This is a genomic window from Streptomyces sp. NPDC040589 (assembly GCF_055594445.1).
In genome coordinates this window covers 214,757-232,433 of record NZ_JBVIWP010000002.1, presented here as the reverse complement: position 1 = coordinate 232,433, position 17,677 = coordinate 214,757, and the positions used below count along the sequence as shown (strand labels likewise).

Below are 17,677 nucleotides of genomic sequence, written 5' to 3'. Positions count from 1 at the left end.
AAGATCACCTTTTCCGGTCGGTGGGGGGTGCCCGCGTGGGACGGCTTCGGGACGTGCGCCGTCGCGGCCTGCGGGCAGACCTGAAGGGCCGACTCCGTCGTACGGCCCGGGCACAGCGAGGACTCAAGTCACCAATCGTTGACCTGAGTCAGGTATGGCATGCGGCGAGAACGCAAGTCAACGATTGATGACATCGGTCGGTGACTTTGAGACAGTCGCCGCAGACTGGAACATGGGCGGATGGCCGAGGGGCCGTGGACCACGGAGGTGCGGTACGTGACCGGAGCACACAAGAGCGAGGCGCCGAAGGCGGAGCCCTGTCGGCCCGCCCACAAACGCTCGGCGTCGGGGACGCGCACCGCGCTGCGGGCCGCCGCGGCCTTCCGCTTCGGCAAGTACGGCTACGAGGGCACCAGCGTGCGCGACATCGCGGGCGACGTCGGTGTGGACGCGGCCCTCGTCTACCGCTACTTCGGCTCGAAAGAAGCGCTGTTCAACGACGTGTCGGGTACGGGCAAGATATTCGAGCCGCTGCTGGAGGAGCCGGTCGAGGCGATACCCGACTGGTTCTGCGCGCTGCTCATGGGCCCGCCGAGGGAGGGCGACTTCCCGCACCCGGTGCTGTCCGTGCTGCGCTCTTCCGGCCGGGACGAGGCGGTGGCGCGGCTGCGGGCGGACTTCACGGAGGTGTTCTCCCAGCGCCTGGCCGCCCGGCTCGGCGGCCCCGACGCGGACCTGCGGGCGGAACTCCTGGCGGCCTGGATGCTCGGCACCAGCCTGATGCGATCGGAGATCCGCCCACCCGCCCTGGCCGCGGCGCCGGACGCCACGCTGGAGCGCTACCTTCGCGCGGGCATCGAGGTGCTGCTGGGCCCGGCGCCGGGGGGCAGCGAGGGGACGACCGGAGCCGGGGACGAAGGTCCCTGCCTCGGCGGCAACTGCCCCGACGCGGGTTGAGACATGGGACCTCAGACGGTGACCTGGGGCCGGGCCGGGGTGAGGTAGTACCCGGCCGTCCGAGTGGCGTGCGGGGCGAGCAGGTCCAGCAGTTGGTCGGCGGCGAGCTTGAGGAGGTCGCCGTCGCGCTCCGCGTGGAGGGTTTCCAGGGCGAAGGTCACGCGGGTGGAGTCCTCGGTGACGCGGGTACGGTGGGCGTCGCGGTGGTTCCAGTGCCGGGTCAGGACCCCGGTGGCGTCCGCGTAGACGATCTCGCCGGGCTTGGGGTGCTCGACGGTGTCGGGTTCGCCGAGCGGGGTGAAGGACTCGGTGCCGTCCGCGTGGCGGATGCCGACGTCTCCGGTGACGTGGTCCAGGTCGAAGGCGCCGGCGGGCAGGCCGTGGCGCACGGAGACGGCGTTGTAGGAGTCGACGGCCGGATTGATGCGCGGCAGTGTTCCCTTCTTCGTGAAGCGGCGGCCGAGTGCGTCGACGCTGGGGCGGATACGGCGAGGGTTGGTGCCGAAGGAGCGGTAGGCGGTGTGCCAGGCCTCGATGCGGGGGTCGGTCTCGTCGGCCGGGTGCCAGGTGCCCGCGGCGACCTGCTGCTCCAGCTCCTCCAGGACCGCGCTGGTCCGGGGCCAGGGCTCGCGGCCGCGGAGGCCGGTGGCGGTGACCAGGGCGATGAGGGTGCCGGGGAAGGCGTCCGCGACGGCGGGGGAGAGGTGGAAGGAGGTCATGGGCGGGTTTCCGTTTCCAGCAGAGCGATCACAGCACGTCCCTTACCATTCATTGGAACGACCAGACCGTACAACGCAACGACCGGATAATGTCAACCAAACGACCGTGCGGTGCAGTGGAATGATCGATGGCGAGGAGGGAGACCGGATGGCCGAGACAGCCGCGACCTTGCGGACGGTCGCGCACAACGTCCGGGCAGCGCGCACCCGGGCCGGCCTGTCCCTGGAGGAGCTCGGCCGCCGGGCCCAGGTGAGCAAGGGGGCCCTGGTCGCCCTGGAGAAAGCCCAGGGCAATCCCAATCTGGCCACCCTGGTCCGCCTGGCCGACACGCTCGGCATCTCGGTGTCCGCCCTGATGCAGGGGCCGCCCGAAGGTCGTGTCCGGGTCGTGGCCGCCGATGCCGTGGCACCCCTGTGGACCGGCGAGCGGGGCAGCGAGGCCCGGCTCGTGCTGACGACCTCGGGCCCGGCCCCGGTGGAGGTCTGGCGCTGGCGCCTGGAGCCGGACGAGGAATACCCCAGCCACCCCCACCAGGCGGGAGTCGTGGAAACCGTCAGCGTCACATCGGGCCGCATGAGCCTGATCGTCGACGGCACGGAACACATCCTGGCAGCCGGGCAGACCGCCACCTTCGACGGCGACGCCTCGCACACCTACCGAGGCTCCGGCACGGAGCCCTGCGACCTGATCATGACGGTCCACCTGCCGCCCGCGCCCTGAACCGCTGCCTCAGCTCGACAGGGCCGCGCCCGAGCCCAGGTGTTCCCGCAGCCACTGCTCGGTGTTGCTCACATGAAGCAGCGCCGCCGCCTGACTGAGGGCGGCGTCACGGGCGGCCAGGGCCCTGAAGATCGCCTCGTGCTCGGCGAGGGTCCGGCCCGCGGCCTGGGCATCGACCAGGCCGCGCCAGATGCGGGCGCGCAGGGTGCGGCCGGAGATGCCCTCCAGCAGGGTGAGGAGGCTCTCGTTGCCCGTGGCCGAGACGACGGCGCGATGGAAGGCGGCGTCATGGGCGTTGAGCTGTTCGACATCGTCACGGGCCTCGCGCATGGCATCCAAGTGCCGCTCCACCTCGGCCAGTTGGCTGTCGGAGATGCGGGTGGCGGCCAGCGCCGTGGCGACCGGTTCGAGGAGCCGCCGTACCTCCATGAGGTCCTGGAGCGCGGCCGAGTCACCCTGCAGCAGTTCCACGGCACCGCCGAGCCCTCCGAGGAGCAGGCTCGGCTGCAGGCTGGTCACATAGGTGCCGTCGCCCCGCCGGACCTCCAGCACGCGAGCGACGGCCAGTGCCTTGACGGCTTCGCGCGCCAGATTGCGGGACAGGCCCAACTGGGCGGCCAGGTCCGCCTCCGGAGGGAGCTTCGAACCGGGAGGCAGGGCGCCGGTCCTGATCAGCTCGCGAATCTGCTCGATGGCCTTGTCCGTGAGCGACATCGCGAACTCCTCACCAGCTGGACAGTGCCGGGAAACATACCATGTCTAGCCGATTGGAAAGAGATGGTAAATGGCGAAATGCCAGGTCTAGCAAGGAGTTTTCCACCGCTGCTCATCCCGTCACACCCGTTGACATCCCATGATTCAGGGTCGATCTTCGTGCGTAACGTCTCCTGCCCCCTCATACCAGGGATGTCTCCATGCCGAGGTCTTCGATCAACAGACGCCAGTTCCTCGCCAGCGCCACCTGCGTGGCCGCGGCGGCCGGCGCCGCAAGTGCGTTCGGTGCCGGCAGCGCGCAGGCGGCCCCCCGGACGTACACGCCCGACTGGGATTCGGTGGACCGCCACCGGCCGGCCCCGGAGTGGTTCCAGGACGCCAAGTTCGGCGTCTACTTCCACTGGGGCGCCTTCAGCGTTCCGGCCTACGACAGCGAGTGGTACCCGCGCAACATGTACGAGGGCGGCAGCAACGCCAACAAGCACCACATCGCGACCTATGGCCGGCCATCCCAGTGGCCGTTCCACAACGTCATCGACGGCGCGCGGGACCTGGCGGGCAACACCGTGAAGTTCGCGCCGAAGCTGAAGTCGGCGGGCGGGAACTTCGACCCCGACGAGTGGGCGCAGTTGTTCGTCGACGCGGGCGCCAGGTTCGCCGGCCCCGTGGCGGAGCACCATGACGGCTTCTCCATGTGGGACAGCCAGGTCAACGAGTGGAACTCGGTGGACAAGGGCCCGGGCCTCGACCTGCTGCGGATCTTCACCAGGGCCATCCGCGCCAAGGGCCTCAAGCTGCTGGTGGCGATGCACCACGCGTACAACTTCACCGGCTACTACGAGTACGCGCCCGCGCAGACGGACCCCAGCCTGAAGAAGTTCTACGGGCAGTTGAGCGCGACGGAGGAGAACCAGCTCTGGTACGACAAGCTCAAGGAGGTCATCGACCGGGCCGAGCCCGACATCCTCTGGCAGGACTTCAACCTGGACGCCGTCGACGAGACGCAGCGCCTGAACTTCCTGGCGTACTACTACAACCAGGCCATCGGCTGGGGCCGCGAGGTCGTCGCCACGTACAAGGACGGCATGAACGGCAAGGGCGAGGTCTTCGACTACGAACGCGGCGGCCCGGCCGACCTCACCGCCCCGTACTGGCTCACCGACGACAGCATCTCCAGCAGCAGTTGGTGTTACACGCAGAACATCGGCTACTACAGCACCCAGGAGATGCTGCACTCGTTCATCGACCGGGTCAGCAAGAACGGCAACATGCTGCTGAACATCGCGCCGATGGCCGACGGCACCATTCCCCAGGTCCAGAAGAACATCCTGCTGGGCATCGGAGACCACCTGAAGCGCTTCGGGGAGTCGGTGTACTCGACCCGCGCGTGGACCGCGTACGGCGAGGGGCCGACGAAGATGGGTGGCGGCTCCTTCACCCGGCCCACGGCCGGCACCGCGCAGGACATCCGCTTCACACGGAACAAGGCGAACACCGTCCTGTACGCCACCGTGCTCGGCTGGCCCGGCAGCTCACTGACCATCAAGACGCTGAGTTCGGACCGGATCGACCTCTCGTCGCTGACCTCGGTGAAGCTGCTCGGCTCCACCGCCGGCACCTACACCGGCCTGCCGAAGCCGACACAGAACGCGTCGGGGCTGACGGTCACCCTGCCGTCCTCGGCGCCGTACAGCGCCGACGCCTACGTATTGAAGCTCGCGTTCTCCGGACGGATCCCCGGCCTGCGCCCGCTGACCGGTGCCGTCGGCTTCAGGGGTGTGAACTACTCCGGCGTCGCCGCCGTGCTCCCCCTCGGCGACTACACCGCGGACGAACTGACCGCGGCCGGACTGGGCACGCGCACCCTCTCCTCCCTGCGGTTGGCCCCCGGCTACCAGGTCACCGGCTGGTCCGGCGACAACTTCACCGGCACCTCCTGGACGTTCACCGCCGACAACGCCGACCTCCGGGGCACCGGCGGCAACGACCGGGTCACCTCGCTCAAGGTCCGGTTCAGGCCCTCGACGTACTTCCGCATCACCAACGTCACCGACGGACTCGCCCTCGACAGCGGCGGCGACGTCGCCGCCGGGGCCGACCTCAAGCAGTGGACCTGGGACGGCAGCACCAACCTGCAGTGGCAGGCGGAGGAGGTCGGAGGCGGCTACTACAAGCTGGTCAACCGCACCAACGGCATGGTCGCCGACGGCTGGGGCGCCACGGCCGATGGTTCCGCCGCCCGGCAGGCTGCCTGGAACGGCGGAAACAACCAGCAGTGGACGATCACCCACCGGGGCGACGGCCGCTACTCGATCGCCAACCGGACCACCGGACTGGTCCTCGACGGCGGCGGCGACGTGCCCTCGGGCTCCGTCACCAAGCAGTGGACGTACGACAACAGCACCAACCTGCTGTGGACCTTCACGGCCCTCTGACCGCCCGCGCCGTCAGGGGCGCCGGCTGATCACGTCGGCCAGCCTCGCCAGCCGGGACGCCCGTTGACGCCCGGCGAGTTCCTTGCGGTCCGCACGGCTGTAGGCCAGGTACATGGACCGCACGCCCAGCCACCGCAGCGGTTCGACCTCCCACTTCCGTGAGGTGTGGCCCACCCAGGGAAGCCGGGTGAGTTCGGTGTCGTGGCCGAGGACCAGATCGCGCAGGGTGCGGCCGGCCAGGTTGGTGGTGGTGAGGCCCTGGCCGACGTATCCGCCGGCATGCCCGAGCCCGGTGGCCGGGTCGAACACCGCGCTGGAGCACCAGTCCCGGGGGACGCCGAGGACACCGCACCAGGCGTGTTCCACCTGGTGGCCGCGCGTGGCGGGGAACCTGCGGTGCAGGATCGAGGTGAGGGACCGGATGGTCGCCTCCTGCGTGGCGCCGTCGCGGTCGGTGGCCGAGCCGAAGCGGTAGGGGATGCCCCGTCCGCCGATCGCGATCCGGCCGTCGGCCGTGCGCTGGCCGTACATGTGGGAGTAGCACTTGTCGCCGAGGGTCTCGCCTCCGTTCCAGCCGATCTCGTCCCACACGGACCCCGGCAGCGGCTCGGTGACGATCATCGAGCTGTTCATGGGGAGCCAGGTGCGCCGTTCCCCGGCCAGGGACGCCGTGTAGCCCTCGGTCGCCCGCAGGATGACGGGGGCCCGGACGACACCCCGGTCGGTGTGCGCTTTGCCGCTCTCGATCCGGGTGACGGCGGTCGACTCCCGGATCGTGACGCCGAGGGACTCGACGACGTCGGCCAGGCCGCGTACGTAGCGGGCCGGCTGCATCCGGGCGCAGTGCGGGGTGTAGGAGGCCTTGAGGGCTTCCGGGATACGGAGGCGCTCACGCAGTTCGCCGTCGTCCAGCAGGCGGGACTCGGTGACGCCCCACCTCTGGTCCTCGGTGACGCCGGAGGTCAGCCGGTGCACCTGCGACGGGGAGGAGGCGATGCGGATGGTACCGCCCTTGACGACATCGGCCTCGATGCCCTCGGCCGCGCCGACGGCGACGATCTCGTCCACGGCCTCGTGCATCAGGCGCTGTTGCGCCTTGGTCGCGTCGACGCCGTACAGCTCCGCGAACCTGTCCCGGGAGCCGGCGAGCAGCCCGGAGGCCCAGCCGCCGTTGCGCCCGGAGGCGCCGTAGCCGGCGAACTCCCGCTCCAGGACGACGATCTGGAGGGAGGGATCGGCTTTCTTGAGGTAGTAGGCGGTCCACAGTCCGGTGAACCCGGCGCCGACGATGCACACGTCAGCGGTGGTGTCGCCGGACAGCGCGGGGCGCAGCGGGGGGCGGCCGCCGATGGTCTCGAACCAGAACGAGACGTTTCCGTTGACGGGATCCGCCCGGGGCGTGGTGGCAGCGTCCATGGCCCGGCTCACATCCCCAGCAGCGCGGGGAGTTCGGACAGGTCGCGGATCTCGTCGTAGGGCTGGTAGGCGTCGCTGCCCTTGAGGTCGTAGCGGTTCACCCAGACCCGCCGGGCGATGCCGAGGTCCTTGGTGGGCATGATGTCGTAGTCCCAGCCCTGCGCGGCATGGGTGATCTGGTCCCTGCGCTGCGGCAGCACCTCGAAGAGCTTCTCGAAGGCCTGGCGGCGGGGCTTGTAGACGCCTGCCTGCTGGGCGGTGACCACATGGTCGAAGGGGACGCCGATGGTCTCCAGGTGATACGGGATCAGATCGTCGTCGCTGTTGGTGAGGATGGCGATGTCGTAGCGCTCCTTGAGCGTGCGGAGCGCGTCGGGGACGTCGGGGAAGACCGGGAACCTCTCGGCGGCGGCGATCAGCCGGTCGTAGTCCTCGTCGCGGTACTCGATGCCGTGCAGCAGCATGCAGTTCTCGAGGCTGTCCCGCACGATCTCGCGGTAGCGGCGGTAGGGCTGGACGACGCCCTGGAAGCGCATGACGCGCAGGTTGTCGAGGAAGACCTCGTGGTCGACGCCGACCTCGTCGAGGCGGTCCCGGACGATGGGCAGGGTGGCGCGGTTGAGGTCGAAGTCGATCAGGGTGCGGTAGCAGTCGAAGGAGACGACGGGCCTCGGAGCCATGGGCGTTCCTTAGTGTCGTGCCGCGAGGGCGGCGGGACGTCTTGTCTTCACTCTGAGCCGAGGGGCCGTGGGGAGACAGGAACAGACTGTCAGCGCATCGCCGTCCCGCTTGACACGGCGTCGTGTGGTCGCGGAGCGGCGGACCCGCTGAGCAGCGCGGACGCTCACCAGGCGAGCGGTTCCCGGTCCCGGAAGAAGCCGCCCGTGGGGCCGCCGTCGGGCAGGGTCGCGAGCCAGACCGGGGTGTCGGCCCCCTCGGCCGGGCCGCGGGTCGCGGTCGGGCTCATGCCGGTGCGCACCCAGCCGGGCGAGGCGGCGTTGACCAGGACCCCGGTGCCGGCGAGCTCCGCGGCGAGCAGCCGGGTCAGCGCGTTCAGCGCGGCCTTGGAGACGCGGTAGCCGGGTTCGGTCGGGCGGTCCATGAGGGTGAGGGAGCCGAGCGTGCTGCCGATGTTCACGATGCGGCCGTAACCGGCGGCGACCATGCCCGGGACGACCGCCTGGGCGCACCGCCAGGCGCCGAGGACGTTGGTGTCCCACACGCGGGACGCGACATCGAGATCGGCGGTGGCGGGTGCCTGCTTGCCGTCGGTGATGCCGGCGTTGTTGACGAGGATGTCGACGCGTCCGTCCTCGTCCAGGATCCGCCGCACCGCCGCGGTGACGCTGTCCTCGTCCCGTACGTCCAGCCGCACGTCGCGTGCCCTGCCCGCGCCCTCTCGTACGCCGCGCCACACGCGGATACCCTGTCCGGCCAGGCCGTCGGCGATGGCGGCACCCAGTCCTCGGTTCGCGCCCGTGACCAGCGCGGTTCTCTGTTCCATGGCGACCAGCTGTACCGCAGTCGACCGGCCGCACGGTACCGGCGGGCGAGGAACGGAACGCCGTGTCAACCGGGCCCGGGACGACCTGACAATCTGTATCTGTCGGCCCCGGGTGACCTGTCCCACAGTGTCTGCACCCGGCCCTTGCCGACGAAAGGCGCACCACCATGACAACCACCCTGGACGACGTTCCCGTCAATCGGTTCCATCGCCGCCTGGTCGCGGTGGCGATGGGCGGCCCGTTCTGCGACGGCTATCTGCTCGGCATCATCGCCATCGCACTGAGCCAGATCACCCCCCAGCTGCACCTGGGTTCCGTGTGGTCCGGACTGCTCGCCAGTTCCGCCCTGATCGGCGTGTTCGTCGGGGCGATGGTCTTCGGCGCGATCACCGACCGGGTCGGACGACGGCTGATGTACGTGCTCAACCTCGTCGTGTTCGTCGCCGCGTCGATCCCGCAGTTCTTCGTGAACGAGGCCTGGCAGCTCTTCGTACTGCGCCTGATCATCGGGATCGCCGTCGGCGCGGACTATCCGATCGCCTCGGCCCTCACCGCCGAACTGGTCCCCAGGAAACTCCGGGGCAGCGCGTTGTCCGGGCTGGTGCTGTCGTGGTGGATCGGCTACGGCGTGAGCTACTGGATCGGGCTGGCCCTGATGGGGGTCGGCGACGACGCGTGGCGCTGGATGCTGGCCTCGGGGGCCGTTCCGGCGGCGATCTTCCTTGCCATGCGGGCGGGGCTCCCGGAATCACCGCGGTGGCTGGCCAGCCGGGGCCGGGTGGACGAGGCGACCGCGATCGTACGGCGCTACATCGGTCCCGACGTCCGGGTCGACGAACTCGTCGAGGAGAGCAGGGTGCCGCGGCGCACCGGGTCGGGCCTGGGCAACATCGGCGAGGTGTTCCGCCGCGGCTACACGAAGCAGGTGGTGTTCTGCTCGACGTTCTTCCTGTGCCAGGTGGCGACGGGCTACGCGATCCGGACCTTCCAGCCGCAGATCCTCACGTCGATGGGTGTCGGCAACGCGACGACCAGCGCGGCGGTCATGATGCTGATCCCGATCCTGGGTGTGTCGACCGGTCTGTTCCTGGTCAACCGGGTCGGCAGGAGGCCGCTGCTGATCGGCAGTTTCGTCGCGATCTTCGTCGCGCTGTTCTGTCTGGCGGTGCTGCCGCTGCACCTCGCCCTGCCGATCATCGTGCTGTTCCTGGTGTTCCATTTCGCCGAGGCCGCCGGCAGCGCCCTGCAGTTCCTCTATCCCAGCGAGCTCTTCCCCACCGATCTGCGGGCGACCGGGGTCGGCTTCGCCTCCGCCATGAGTCGCATCGGATCAGCCGGCGGCACCTTCTGTCTGCCGCTGCTCATCGCCGGTGTGGGCAACTCCGGAACGCTGCTGATCGGAGCGGGCATCACGCTCGTCGGCCTGGTGGTCTCCCTGGCCCTGGCGCCGGAGACGAAGGACCGCCCCCTCACCTCCACGACCAAGACCGAAGCCGAGCCGGTCCGGCAGCCGTGACCCATTGCGTGGTGGCTCGAAAGCATGCAAGTTGTCAGAGTGAGCGACGGCGGGACAGTGACGGTGGCCGAGGTACTGGCCCTTCCCGTGCTGGTCCGCGGACTGCCGAAGGTCCTCGCGGGGCACGACCGACTGGACCGGCAGGTGCGCTGGGTGCATGTCACCGAGTGGGAGCACCCGGCGTCGGCCCTGCGGGGCGGCGAGCTGGTGCTGACCACCGGGTTCGGCTTTCCCAACCGGCTGGAGGAGTGGGCCGCCGAATTCGCGGACATCGGTGCCGCCGCCCTGGTGCTGGAACTCGGCCGCCGCTTCCAGGAAGCGCCTTATGAGCTGGTCGCCGCGTGCCGCGCGCGGGGCGTGCCGCTGATCGTGCTGCAGCGGGGGATCAAGTTCGTCGACGTGACCCAGGAGGTGCACGCGATGATCCTGACCGGCCAGGTCCGTACGCTCCGGGCCGCGCAGCACGTCCACGACACCTTCACCGCGCTCTCCCTGCGCGGAGCCGGGGCCGACGAGGTCGTCCGGGCCGCCGCGACGATGACCGGCCGTGCCGTCGTACTGGAGAACCTGGCCCACCAGGCCCTGATCTGCGCCCCCGGCGAAGCCATGGTGGAGGACGCGCTCAACCGGTGGGAGGAGCGGTCCCGGGCCACTCCCTCGCCCACCGAACGCACCGAGGTGTGCGGACAGGAGGGCTGGCTGGTCACCTCGGTGGAGTTCCGCGGGCAGCGGTGGGGACGGCTGGCCATGCTGCCGGGCAGCACCGCCGAGCAGCGGTTCCACACCGACCATGTGATGGTCCTGGAGCGGGCGGCCATCGCACTCACCCTGTCCCGGCTCACCCACGAGACGCGCTGGGAGGAACAGGCCCAACGGGACGCGCTGCTCGACGTCCTGGAGCAGCGGCACCTGTCCTGGCGCGACACCCGGACGAAGATCACCGCGCTCGGGGTGCCGACCCACGGGCGCAGACTCGCCGTCGTCCTGGTCCGCGCCGCCGACCGCGACGCGCTGCTCGACAAGCTGCGCGCACGGCTGGAGGGCAGCGCCCTCGTGGGAGACCTGGGCGAGCGCGGAATCGGCGTGCTCCTGGCCTACCGCGAGCCGGGTGGCTGGCGCCCGCTGGCCACCGACATCAGCGAACTGGCCGGCGCACCCGTCCATGTCGGTGCCGAGGTGGGCGAACTGTCCGAGGTGGCCCGCTCCGCCGCCGAGGCGGAACAGGTCGCCGACGCCGTTCCGCCCGTCGGTTCGGCGGCCGTCCACACCATCGCCGACATCGGCCTGCCCCAGCTGTTCTACTCGCTGCGCGACGACCCCCGGGTCCAGGCCTACGCCGAGCGTCAGCTGGCGGCACTGCTCGCCCACGACCAGGACCACGGCACGGACCTGCTGACCACCCTGCGCCACTACCTCGCGTCGGCGGGCAACAAGTCGATCGCGGCCCGGCGGAGCCACCTGTCACGGCAGGCGCTCTATCAACGCCTGCACCTCATCGAGGACATCCTGCGCGCGGACCTCGAGTCCGGCGACTGCCGGGCGCAGCTGCATGTCGCCATCGCGGCCCTGGACGCACAACGGGCACGACACCGCCCGGGCCGGGCGTGATCCCCACCGGTCGGGTCCAGGACCGTCAGCCCGGGTCGGCCGGGAACCGCAGGCTCGCCTCGTACCCCCCGTCGGAGGCAGGCCTCGATGCGAAGGTGCCGCCGAGGAGTTCCGCGCGCTCCCCGAGGCCGATGAGACCCTGACGGGATCCGGGAGGGAGGGTCGGGTCCGCAGGTCGTCAGGAGCTTGCGCAGGTCGGCGAGGGTGGGCTGCGGGGTGAGTTCGGTGGCGTGCCCCCGCTGCGCGAGCCCTCTGGAGTGGTTGCTCGGCAGCGCCACCAAGCCGACCGAACTGGTCCGGTGAGTCGGCCGGCGACTGTCCCGGACCTTTGGTACCTGGCGGTGTCAGGACGTGCCGGGCGCGTTCCAGGACCGGTTTGTCGACCAGCTGGCCGTCGACCGTGGTGACGGAGTCGCCCGCGCCGAGGACGGCCCGGGCCCAGCGCGGCTCCTGATCCGAGGGTGCGAATCCGTCGGCCACGCCTGCCAGTTGGGACGGATGGACACAGAGCTCGCCGGTGAAGCCCAGCCGCCGGGCGTGGGCGACGTCGGCGGTGAGGGCCCCGCCCACCAGGGCATTTCGATCCTCCTCGTCGAGCACGGCCCCGGCCTGACGGTCTCCCGCGATCTGCCCAAGCTCGGCTACAAGGGCGTCGAGAGCTGCGAGCTGTCCTTCGACGACCACCGGGCACCGGCCGACGCCGTCCTCGGCGGGACGGAGGGCAAGGGCTTCGCGCAGATGATGAAGGGCCTGGAGACGGGACGCCTCCAGGTCGCCGCCCGCGCCCTCGGAGTCGGCCGGGCCGCCTTCGAGGACGCGCTGGCCTACGCGCAGGAGCGCGAGTCGTACGGCAAGCCGATCTGGAAGCACCAGTCCATCGGCAACTACCTTGCCGACATGGCCACTTCGTTCACCACGGCCCACCAGCTCACGCTGTACGCGGCCCGCGAGGCGGACGCGGGCCGGCGCGTGGACATGGAGGCCGGGATGGCGAAGCTCTTCGCCTCCGAGACGGCCATGCGGATCGCCCTCGACGCCGTCCGCATCCACGGCGGATACGGCTACTCCACCGAGTTCGATGTCGAACGCTACTTCCGCGACGCCCCGTTGATGATCGTCGGCGAGGGCACCAACGAGATCCAGCGCAATGTCATCGCGGGGCAGCTCGTCAAGCGCGGCGGTCTGGAGGCGTGAGGATCCCGCTCACCGCGGTGCTGCCTCCGTCGGGGACGGCACCGCAGGGCTGCCCGGCAGAGGCGTCCGGGCGGGGCGTTCGGCCAGGACGTCCAGGATGTTGTCCACCGCCAGGTCGACCATGGCGGCCCGGGTGGCCTCGGTGGCCGAGCCGATGTGGGGCAGTGTGACCACGTTCGGTTCGGCTACCAGCGGTGACAACTCCGGTCCCATCGGCTCGCGTTCGAAGACGTCGAGCCCGGCGGAGTGCAGCCGCCCTTCCCGGACGGCGTGCAGCAGGGCCTCCTCGTCGACGACACCGCCGCGGGAGGTGCTGACCAGGGTGGCCGTGGGCTTCATCGTGGCCAGCTCGCGGGCGGAGATGAGGTGCCGCGTCTCCTCGGTGAGCGGCACGTGCAGCGACACGACGTCGGACTCGGCGAGCAGCGTGGCCAGATCGACCGAGGCGGAGAGGTCGTCGTCGGGCGCGTAGGGGTCGTGATGGAGCACGCGCATGCCGAACCCGTGGGCCCGGCGGGCCACCGCGCGGCCGATCTGGCCGTAGCCGACCAGGCCGAGGGTGGCTCCGTGGATGTCCAGACCGAGGTAGTCGTGCATCCGGAACAGACCCCAGGAGCCCGAGGCCAGGCTCGCTCCGGCGGCGCCGATCCGCCGGCGGGAGGCGAGGATCAGGGCGAACGTGAGGTCGGCGGTGGTCTCCGCGAGCACACGCGGGGTGTGGGTGACGACGATGCCGCGCTCGGCGGCGGCGGCCCGGTCGACGTTGTCGAAGCCCATGCTCGCCAGCGCGATCACCCGCAGAGAGGGGCCGGCGGCGTCCATCAGCGCGCCGTCCACCGGGTCGTTGCCCAGGGCGAGGATTCCGCTGACTCCGGGTGCGAGCGCAGCGAGGTCCGCGGGCCCGGGCTTGCCGTCACCCGGCCAGGCCACCCTTTCCGCCGCCTCGGACAAGCGGTCCAGGCCGTTGCCGGGCAGGTTTTCACGGGTGGTGAGCACACGCTTTTTCATCTGTGTCTCCGGTTTCGGGCTTCACATGTCGACCGTGCGGCGTTGTGAAAACGTAGCCTCGGCACCCACCGGGAACAAATAGATATTTCGTGTGACGCTATTGCGGCTCCTTATTCTTTGTGCGGGGAGTCGTCGTGCGGGGAGTCATCGTGGGGAGAGTTGTCGAAATCCGTGATGAGTTCCAGGAACAGGTCGTGCACCGCCAGGGCGGGTTCCGACAGGGGCTGGTTGTCCGAGGTGACCAGGGACAGCTTCACCTGGATCACGGGATGCACGATGCGGCGTACCGACAGGGAGCGGACGTCGAGGATGGCGCGCGCGGCCGACCAGGGCAGGACGGTGGCGCCGAGGCCCGCGTCGACGGCGTTGACGAGCGTCAGCGCGGACTCGACCTCACCCGCCACGTTCGGCAGGAGCGAGGCCTGCTGGAAGGCGGCGTCCACCACCTGCCGGATCGTGTGGATGCGGCTGGGCAGCAGCAGGGGCACGTCCTTGAGCTCGTCCAGATCCACCTCGCCCGCTCCGTACGGGGCCGTACCGCCGGGCGCGCCGATCAGGAACAGGTCCTCCGTCCGCAACGGCTCGAACTGCACACCCCGCAGGGGGCCGGCCCCGTAGATGAACGCCATGTCCATCCGCCCGGTCATGATGGCCTCGCTGATCACACCGCCGAAGTTCTCGTTGATGTGCAGCAGGATGTCCGGGTAGCGCTCGCGCACGCTCTTGAGCAGCGGCAGCGCGAGCGCCGCGCCCAGGCTGTACGGCGCGAGCCCCACGGACACGCTGCCGGCGGGAGCCCGGCCGGAGACCTCCACGGCGGCGTGCGCGAGGTCCACCTGCCTCAGGATCAGCTGGGCGTGCCGGTACAGCGCCCGGCCCGCCTCGGTCGGGGCCACCCCGCGTTTGCTGCGGATCAGCAGCTGCTGCCCGAACTGCGCTTCCAGCGCGGACAGCTGCTGGCTGAGCGCGGGCTGCGCGATGTGCAGGATGTCGGCCGCGCGCGTGATGCTCCCCGCGTCAATGATCTTGATGAACGAGTACAGACGCCTGGTGTCCATGCGGGGCCTTCCACGGGGAGCGGAGCCTCATCGTAGGGAGGGGCCACCCCGAAGCACACCCCCGAGAGGTGGCAGGGGTGTGAGGCGGGTCATAACCGTTCGCGATAACGCCAGACCGAACGCATATTGGCGGTCAAGCGAGCATGGGATTAAGTTGAGCGGAACATCCAGCCCGGATGATTCTCGGGAAATCACCAAGACGTGATGGCATTCCCTTCCTCGCATTGTCCTTCCCCATATTCTCCCGGAGGACGTCATGACCCCCACGGTTGATCTCGTCGCCGATCTCGGCGAGGGATTCGGCGCCTACACAATGGGCGACGACGAAGCCCTTCTGGAAATGCTGACGTCCGCCAATGTCGCCTGCGGATTCCACGCCGGTGATCCGCGCATCATGGACGCCACCGTCCGGACCTGCGTGGAGAACCGGGTCGCCGTGGGCGCCCACCCGAGCTTTCCCGACCTGGTCGGCTTCGGCCGCCGCGCCATGGACCTCACGCCCGAGGAGGTCCGCACCGACATGCTGTACCAGATCGGCGCCCTCCAGGCGTTCGCCGTCGCGCACGGCACCCGCGTGCAGCACGTCGCCCCGCACGGACGCCTGGGCAACCTGGTCGCGGTACGCGCCGACTACGCCCGTGCCGTCGTGGACGCCGTCGCCTCCCTGGACGAGTCGCTGATCGTCCTCGCGCAGGACGGGGAGCTCGCCGACGCCGCCCGGGCCCGCGGACTGCGCGTGGGCATCGTCGGCATCGCCGACCGCGCCTACCGCGACGACGGGACCCTCGTCCCCCGCTCAGAGCCCGGAGCGGTCATCCACGACCCGGACGAGGTGGCCCGGCGGACCCTGCGCATGGTCACCGAGGGAGTCATCCGCAGCGCCGACGGCAAGGACATCCCGGTCGCCTGCGACACCGTCCTGCTGCACGGCGACAGCCCCGGAGCGATCGCGCTGGCCGGCCGCATCCGCGAGGAACTCCTCGCCGCCGGTGTCGAGATCGCCTCGCTCGACAAGGTGCTGAGCGGGACGGGCGCCTGACATGAACGCCAACATCACGATCACGGACTGCGGTGACTCCGCCCTCACCGCCAGGGCCGTGGGCCTGGACGCCGAAGACGCCTGGCGGCTCGTCCACGCCCTGGCCGACGCCCTGGACGCGGTCCGGCTCCCCGGAGTCCACGACGTGGTGCCCACCTACGACGCCCTGCTCGTGGAGTTCGACTGCACCGGCACCGACCACGACACCGTCCGGCGGATCGTGGCGCACGAGGCCGCCCGCCTCGGACCGGACCCCGCGCCGGCAACACCGCCCCGACGCTTCGTCGTGCCCGTCGTCTACGGCGGCGAGCACGGGCCCGACCTGCCCGAGGTCGCCCGCCGACTCGACCTGACCGAGAGCGAGGTCGTCGCCCTCCACTCCGGGAGCGACCTCACCGTGCGCTGCCTCGGAGCGCCCGCCGGGGCGCCGATGACGGACGGCCCGCCCTTCCCGAAACCGGTGCCGCGGCTGGCGTCGCCCCGCACCCACGTCGACCCCGGCACGGTCGCCGTCGCCGGACGGCAGGCGGTCATCTGCCCGATGCCCTCGCCCGGCGGCTGGCCGCTCCTCGGACGCACCCCCGTGCGCGTCCTCGACCTGCACAGCGACCCGATCACCGCCTACCGGCCAGGGGACACCTTCCGCTTCGTCCCCATCACACCCGACGAGTGGGACGACCACGCCGGAACCTCCCTGGCGGCCTGCCATGGCTGACACCCTCACGATCCGCACCCCGGGCATCGCCACCGTGCAGGACCTCGGCCGGGTCGGCCGCTCCCGCTACGGTCTGCCCGCCGGCGGAGCCGCCGACCAGCACTCGGCGCGCGTCGCCAACGTCCTGTGCGGCAACGACGACCGCGCCCCGCTGCTGGAGATCACGGCGTTCGACTTCGCGTGCGTGCCCTCCGCCGACATCCTCGTCGCCGTGACCGGTGCCCCCGCCGACGTGACCGTCGAGGGCGGCGTCCGCCCCCAGTGGGAACCGGTCTCCGTGTGCGCGGGCGAGACCCTTCGCGTCACCGGCATCCGCCGGGGACTGCGCGTCTACCTGGCCATACTCGGCTCGTTCCAAGCCGACTACCTTCAAGGCAGCTGCGCCCCCGACACCATCCTGGGATTCGGCCCCGCCCTGAGCAGCGGCGACGAACTCGTGCTGCGCGCGGCCTGTCCGCCCCTCGACCACCCCTTCTCACGGATCCCGCTGTTCCGTCTGAACGCCCCCGTCCCCCCGTTCCCCACGACCTGGACGATCGATGTCACCGACGGCCCCGACCGGGCCGATTTCGGAGACACAGGAAGCCGGCTGTTCGAGGCTCCCTTCACCGTCAGCCCGCGCAGCAACCACATCGGCCTGCGACTGCAGGGCGACGTGCCCCGCCGCGTCACCCAGGGCGAGATCCTCTCCCGCGGCGTCCCCATCGGCGCCGTCGAGGTGCCGGCGGGGGACGAACTCCTCGTGCTGCACCGCGGCCGCGGCGTCACGGCCGGCTACCCCGTCCTCGCCGTCGTCACCGCCACCGGCCTGTCCGCCCTCGGGCAGGTGCGCCCCGGGCAGAGCATCCGCTTCCGCCAGCGCACCCTCGACCAGGCGGTCACCGCCCACCGCGCACAGCGGGGCGCCGTCGACGCCCTGCGCACCCGCGTCCGCACCGCCTTCGACGCCCTGCGCATCCGCGCTCCCGACACGGCCTGACGCCCAGCCACCTCCCCAACGCCCCCCCTCACCCGCCCGCACGGAGCCCCACGCCCCTCATCTCGTCCCCAGCCCGCCGCAAGACAGGAGACG

15 protein-coding genes and 1 pseudogene are annotated in these 17,677 nt (G+C 70.6%); 9 read left to right on the top strand and 7 right to left on the bottom strand.

Going from position 1 to position 17,677, the window contains the following annotated elements:
• The first annotated feature begins 276 nt into the window (after positions 1-276).
• Positions 277-957 (top strand): TetR/AcrR family transcriptional regulator, encoded by a 681-nt coding sequence (locus ACZ58V_RS08045; protein WP_468185554.1) that lies wholly within the window; start codon positions 277-279, stop codon positions 955-957.
• A gap of 11 nt (positions 958-968) precedes the next feature.
• Here the strand turns inward: ACZ58V_RS08045 and ACZ58V_RS08040 are convergent, their stop codons facing one another.
• The gene (locus ACZ58V_RS08040; RefSeq protein WP_471288966.1) at positions 969-1,676 is read right to left on the bottom strand and encodes a B3/B4 domain-containing protein; all 708 of its coding nucleotides are present in this window, start codon (positions 1,674-1,676) and stop codon (positions 969-971) included.
• Positions 1,677-1,824: 148 nt separating this feature from the next.
• On the opposite strand from ACZ58V_RS08040, the gene ACZ58V_RS08035 reads away from it, so the two are divergent.
• Positions 1,825-2,397: a helix-turn-helix domain-containing protein gene (locus ACZ58V_RS08035; protein WP_471288965.1), complete on the top strand. Its 573-nt coding sequence runs from the start codon at positions 1,825-1,827 to the stop codon at positions 2,395-2,397.
• A 9-nt stretch (positions 2,398-2,406) separates the two neighbouring features.
• On the opposite strand, the gene ACZ58V_RS08030 is transcribed toward ACZ58V_RS08035, so the two are convergent.
• On the bottom strand, positions 2,407-3,111 hold the full coding sequence (locus ACZ58V_RS08030) for a FadR/GntR family transcriptional regulator (RefSeq protein WP_471288964.1): 705 nt from the start codon (positions 3,109-3,111) through the stop codon (positions 2,407-2,409).
• 200 nt (positions 3,112-3,311) lie between these two features.
• Here ACZ58V_RS08030 and ACZ58V_RS08025 point away from each other — a divergent pair, with 200 nt between their 5' ends.
• The gene (locus tag ACZ58V_RS08025) at positions 3,312-5,546 is read left to right on the top strand and encodes an alpha-L-fucosidase (protein WP_471288963.1); all 2,235 of its coding nucleotides are present in this window, start codon (positions 3,312-3,314) and stop codon (positions 5,544-5,546) included.
• 12 nt (positions 5,547-5,558) lie between these two features.
• On the opposite strand, the gene ACZ58V_RS08020 is transcribed toward ACZ58V_RS08025, so the two are convergent.
• The 3 genes from ACZ58V_RS08020 to ACZ58V_RS08010 all read right to left on the bottom strand — a co-directional run bounded on the left by ACZ58V_RS08020 (position 5,559) and on the right by ACZ58V_RS08010 (position 8,466).
• Positions 5,559-6,962, bottom strand: a complete 1,404-nt coding sequence (locus ACZ58V_RS08020) for an NAD(P)/FAD-dependent oxidoreductase (RefSeq protein WP_471288962.1) — start codon at positions 6,960-6,962, stop codon at positions 5,559-5,561.
• An 8-nt stretch (positions 6,963-6,970) separates the two neighbouring features.
• Entirely contained in the window at positions 6,971-7,642 is a 672-nt protein-coding gene (locus tag ACZ58V_RS08015) for an HAD-IA family hydrolase (RefSeq protein WP_471288961.1), read from the bottom strand.
• Positions 7,643-7,806: 164 nt separating this feature from the next.
• The gene (locus ACZ58V_RS08010; protein ID WP_471288960.1) at positions 7,807-8,466 is read right to left on the bottom strand and encodes an SDR family NAD(P)-dependent oxidoreductase; all 660 of its coding nucleotides are present in this window, start codon (positions 8,464-8,466) and stop codon (positions 7,807-7,809) included.
• Positions 8,467-8,633: 167 nt separating this feature from the next.
• Here ACZ58V_RS08010 and ACZ58V_RS08005 point away from each other — a divergent pair, with 167 nt between their 5' ends.
• From ACZ58V_RS08005 to ACZ58V_RS07995, 3 genes and pseudogenes are all read left to right on the top strand, one after another.
• Positions 8,634-9,983 (top strand): MFS transporter, encoded by a 1,350-nt coding sequence (locus ACZ58V_RS08005; RefSeq protein ID WP_471288958.1) that lies wholly within the window; start codon positions 8,634-8,636, stop codon positions 9,981-9,983.
• 24 nt (positions 9,984-10,007) lie between these two features.
• On the top strand, positions 10,008-11,591 hold the full coding sequence (locus ACZ58V_RS08000) for a PucR family transcriptional regulator (RefSeq protein ID WP_471288957.1): 1,584 nt from the start codon (positions 10,008-10,010) through the stop codon (positions 11,589-11,591).
• A gap of 561 nt (positions 11,592-12,152) precedes the next feature.
• A pseudogene (locus tag ACZ58V_RS07995) lies at positions 12,153-12,785 on the top strand (acyl-CoA dehydrogenase family protein); the annotation flags it as partial.
• A gap of 9 nt (positions 12,786-12,794) precedes the next feature.
• Here ACZ58V_RS07995 and ACZ58V_RS07990 read toward each other — a convergent pair.
• Entirely contained in the window at positions 12,795-13,793 is a 999-nt protein-coding gene (locus ACZ58V_RS07990) for a 2-hydroxyacid dehydrogenase (protein WP_471288956.1), read from the bottom strand.
• Positions 13,794-13,903: 110 nt separating this feature from the next.
• On the bottom strand, positions 13,904-14,851 hold the full coding sequence (gene nac / locus ACZ58V_RS07985; RefSeq protein WP_471288955.1) for a nitrogen assimilation transcriptional regulator NAC: 948 nt from the start codon (positions 14,849-14,851) through the stop codon (positions 13,904-13,906).
• 256 nt (positions 14,852-15,107) lie between these two features.
• Between nac and ACZ58V_RS07980 the strand changes: the two genes are divergently transcribed.
• The 3 genes from ACZ58V_RS07980 to ACZ58V_RS07970 are packed head-to-tail and all read left to right on the top strand — an operon-like array spanning position 15,108 to position 17,584.
• Positions 15,108-15,890, top strand: coding sequence for a LamB/YcsF family protein (locus ACZ58V_RS07980; RefSeq protein ID WP_468185589.1), 783 nt, complete (start codon positions 15,108-15,110; stop codon positions 15,888-15,890).
• 1 nt (position 15,891) lies between these two features.
• A complete protein-coding gene (locus ACZ58V_RS07975) occupies positions 15,892-16,605 on the top strand; it encodes a 5-oxoprolinase subunit B family protein (RefSeq protein ID WP_468185591.1) in 714 nt (237 codons plus the stop codon).
• Positions 16,598-17,584, top strand: coding sequence for a 5-oxoprolinase subunit C family protein (locus ACZ58V_RS07970; protein ID WP_468185594.1), 987 nt, complete (start codon positions 16,598-16,600; stop codon positions 17,582-17,584). The genes ACZ58V_RS07975 and ACZ58V_RS07970 overlap by 8 nt, the downstream gene beginning before the upstream one ends.
• Positions 17,585-17,677 lie beyond the last annotated feature (93 nt).

Excerpts from the sequence above, each read along its gene's own strand:
- ACZ58V_RS08040 (WP_471288966.1), bottom strand. The coding sequence starts at position 1,676 with ATGACCTCCTTCCACCTCTCCCCCGCCGTCGCGGACGCCTTCCCCGGC.
- ACZ58V_RS08035 (WP_471288965.1), top strand. The coding sequence starts at position 1,825 with ATGGCCGAGACAGCCGCGACCTTGCGGACGGTCGCGCACAACGTCCGG.
- ACZ58V_RS08030 (WP_471288964.1), bottom strand. The coding sequence starts at position 3,111 with ATGTCGCTCACGGACAAGGCCATCGAGCAGATTCGCGAGCTGATCAGG.
- ACZ58V_RS08025 (WP_471288963.1), top strand. The coding sequence starts at position 3,312 with ATGCCGAGGTCTTCGATCAACAGACGCCAGTTCCTCGCCAGCGCCACC.
- ACZ58V_RS08020 (WP_471288962.1), bottom strand. The coding sequence starts at position 6,962 with ATGGACGCTGCCACCACGCCCCGGGCGGATCCCGTCAACGGAAACGTC.
- ACZ58V_RS08015 (WP_471288961.1), bottom strand. The coding sequence starts at position 7,642 with ATGGCTCCGAGGCCCGTCGTCTCCTTCGACTGCTACCGCACCCTGATC.
- ACZ58V_RS08010 (WP_471288960.1), bottom strand. The coding sequence starts at position 8,466 with ATGGAACAGAGAACCGCGCTGGTCACGGGCGCGAACCGAGGACTGGGT.
- ACZ58V_RS08005 (WP_471288958.1), top strand. The coding sequence starts at position 8,634 with ATGACAACCACCCTGGACGACGTTCCCGTCAATCGGTTCCATCGCCGC.
- ACZ58V_RS08000 (WP_471288957.1), top strand. The coding sequence starts at position 10,008 with ATGCAAGTTGTCAGAGTGAGCGACGGCGGGACAGTGACGGTGGCCGAG.
- ACZ58V_RS07990 (WP_471288956.1), bottom strand. The coding sequence starts at position 13,793 with ATGAAAAAGCGTGTGCTCACCACCCGTGAAAACCTGCCCGGCAACGGC.
- nac (WP_471288955.1), bottom strand. The coding sequence starts at position 14,851 with ATGGACACCAGGCGTCTGTACTCGTTCATCAAGATCATTGACGCGGGG.
- ACZ58V_RS07980 (WP_468185589.1), top strand. The coding sequence starts at position 15,108 with ATGACCCCCACGGTTGATCTCGTCGCCGATCTCGGCGAGGGATTCGGC.
- ACZ58V_RS07975 (WP_468185591.1), top strand. The coding sequence starts at position 15,892 with ATGAACGCCAACATCACGATCACGGACTGCGGTGACTCCGCCCTCACC.
- ACZ58V_RS07970 (WP_468185594.1), top strand. The coding sequence starts at position 16,598 with ATGGCTGACACCCTCACGATCCGCACCCCGGGCATCGCCACCGTGCAG.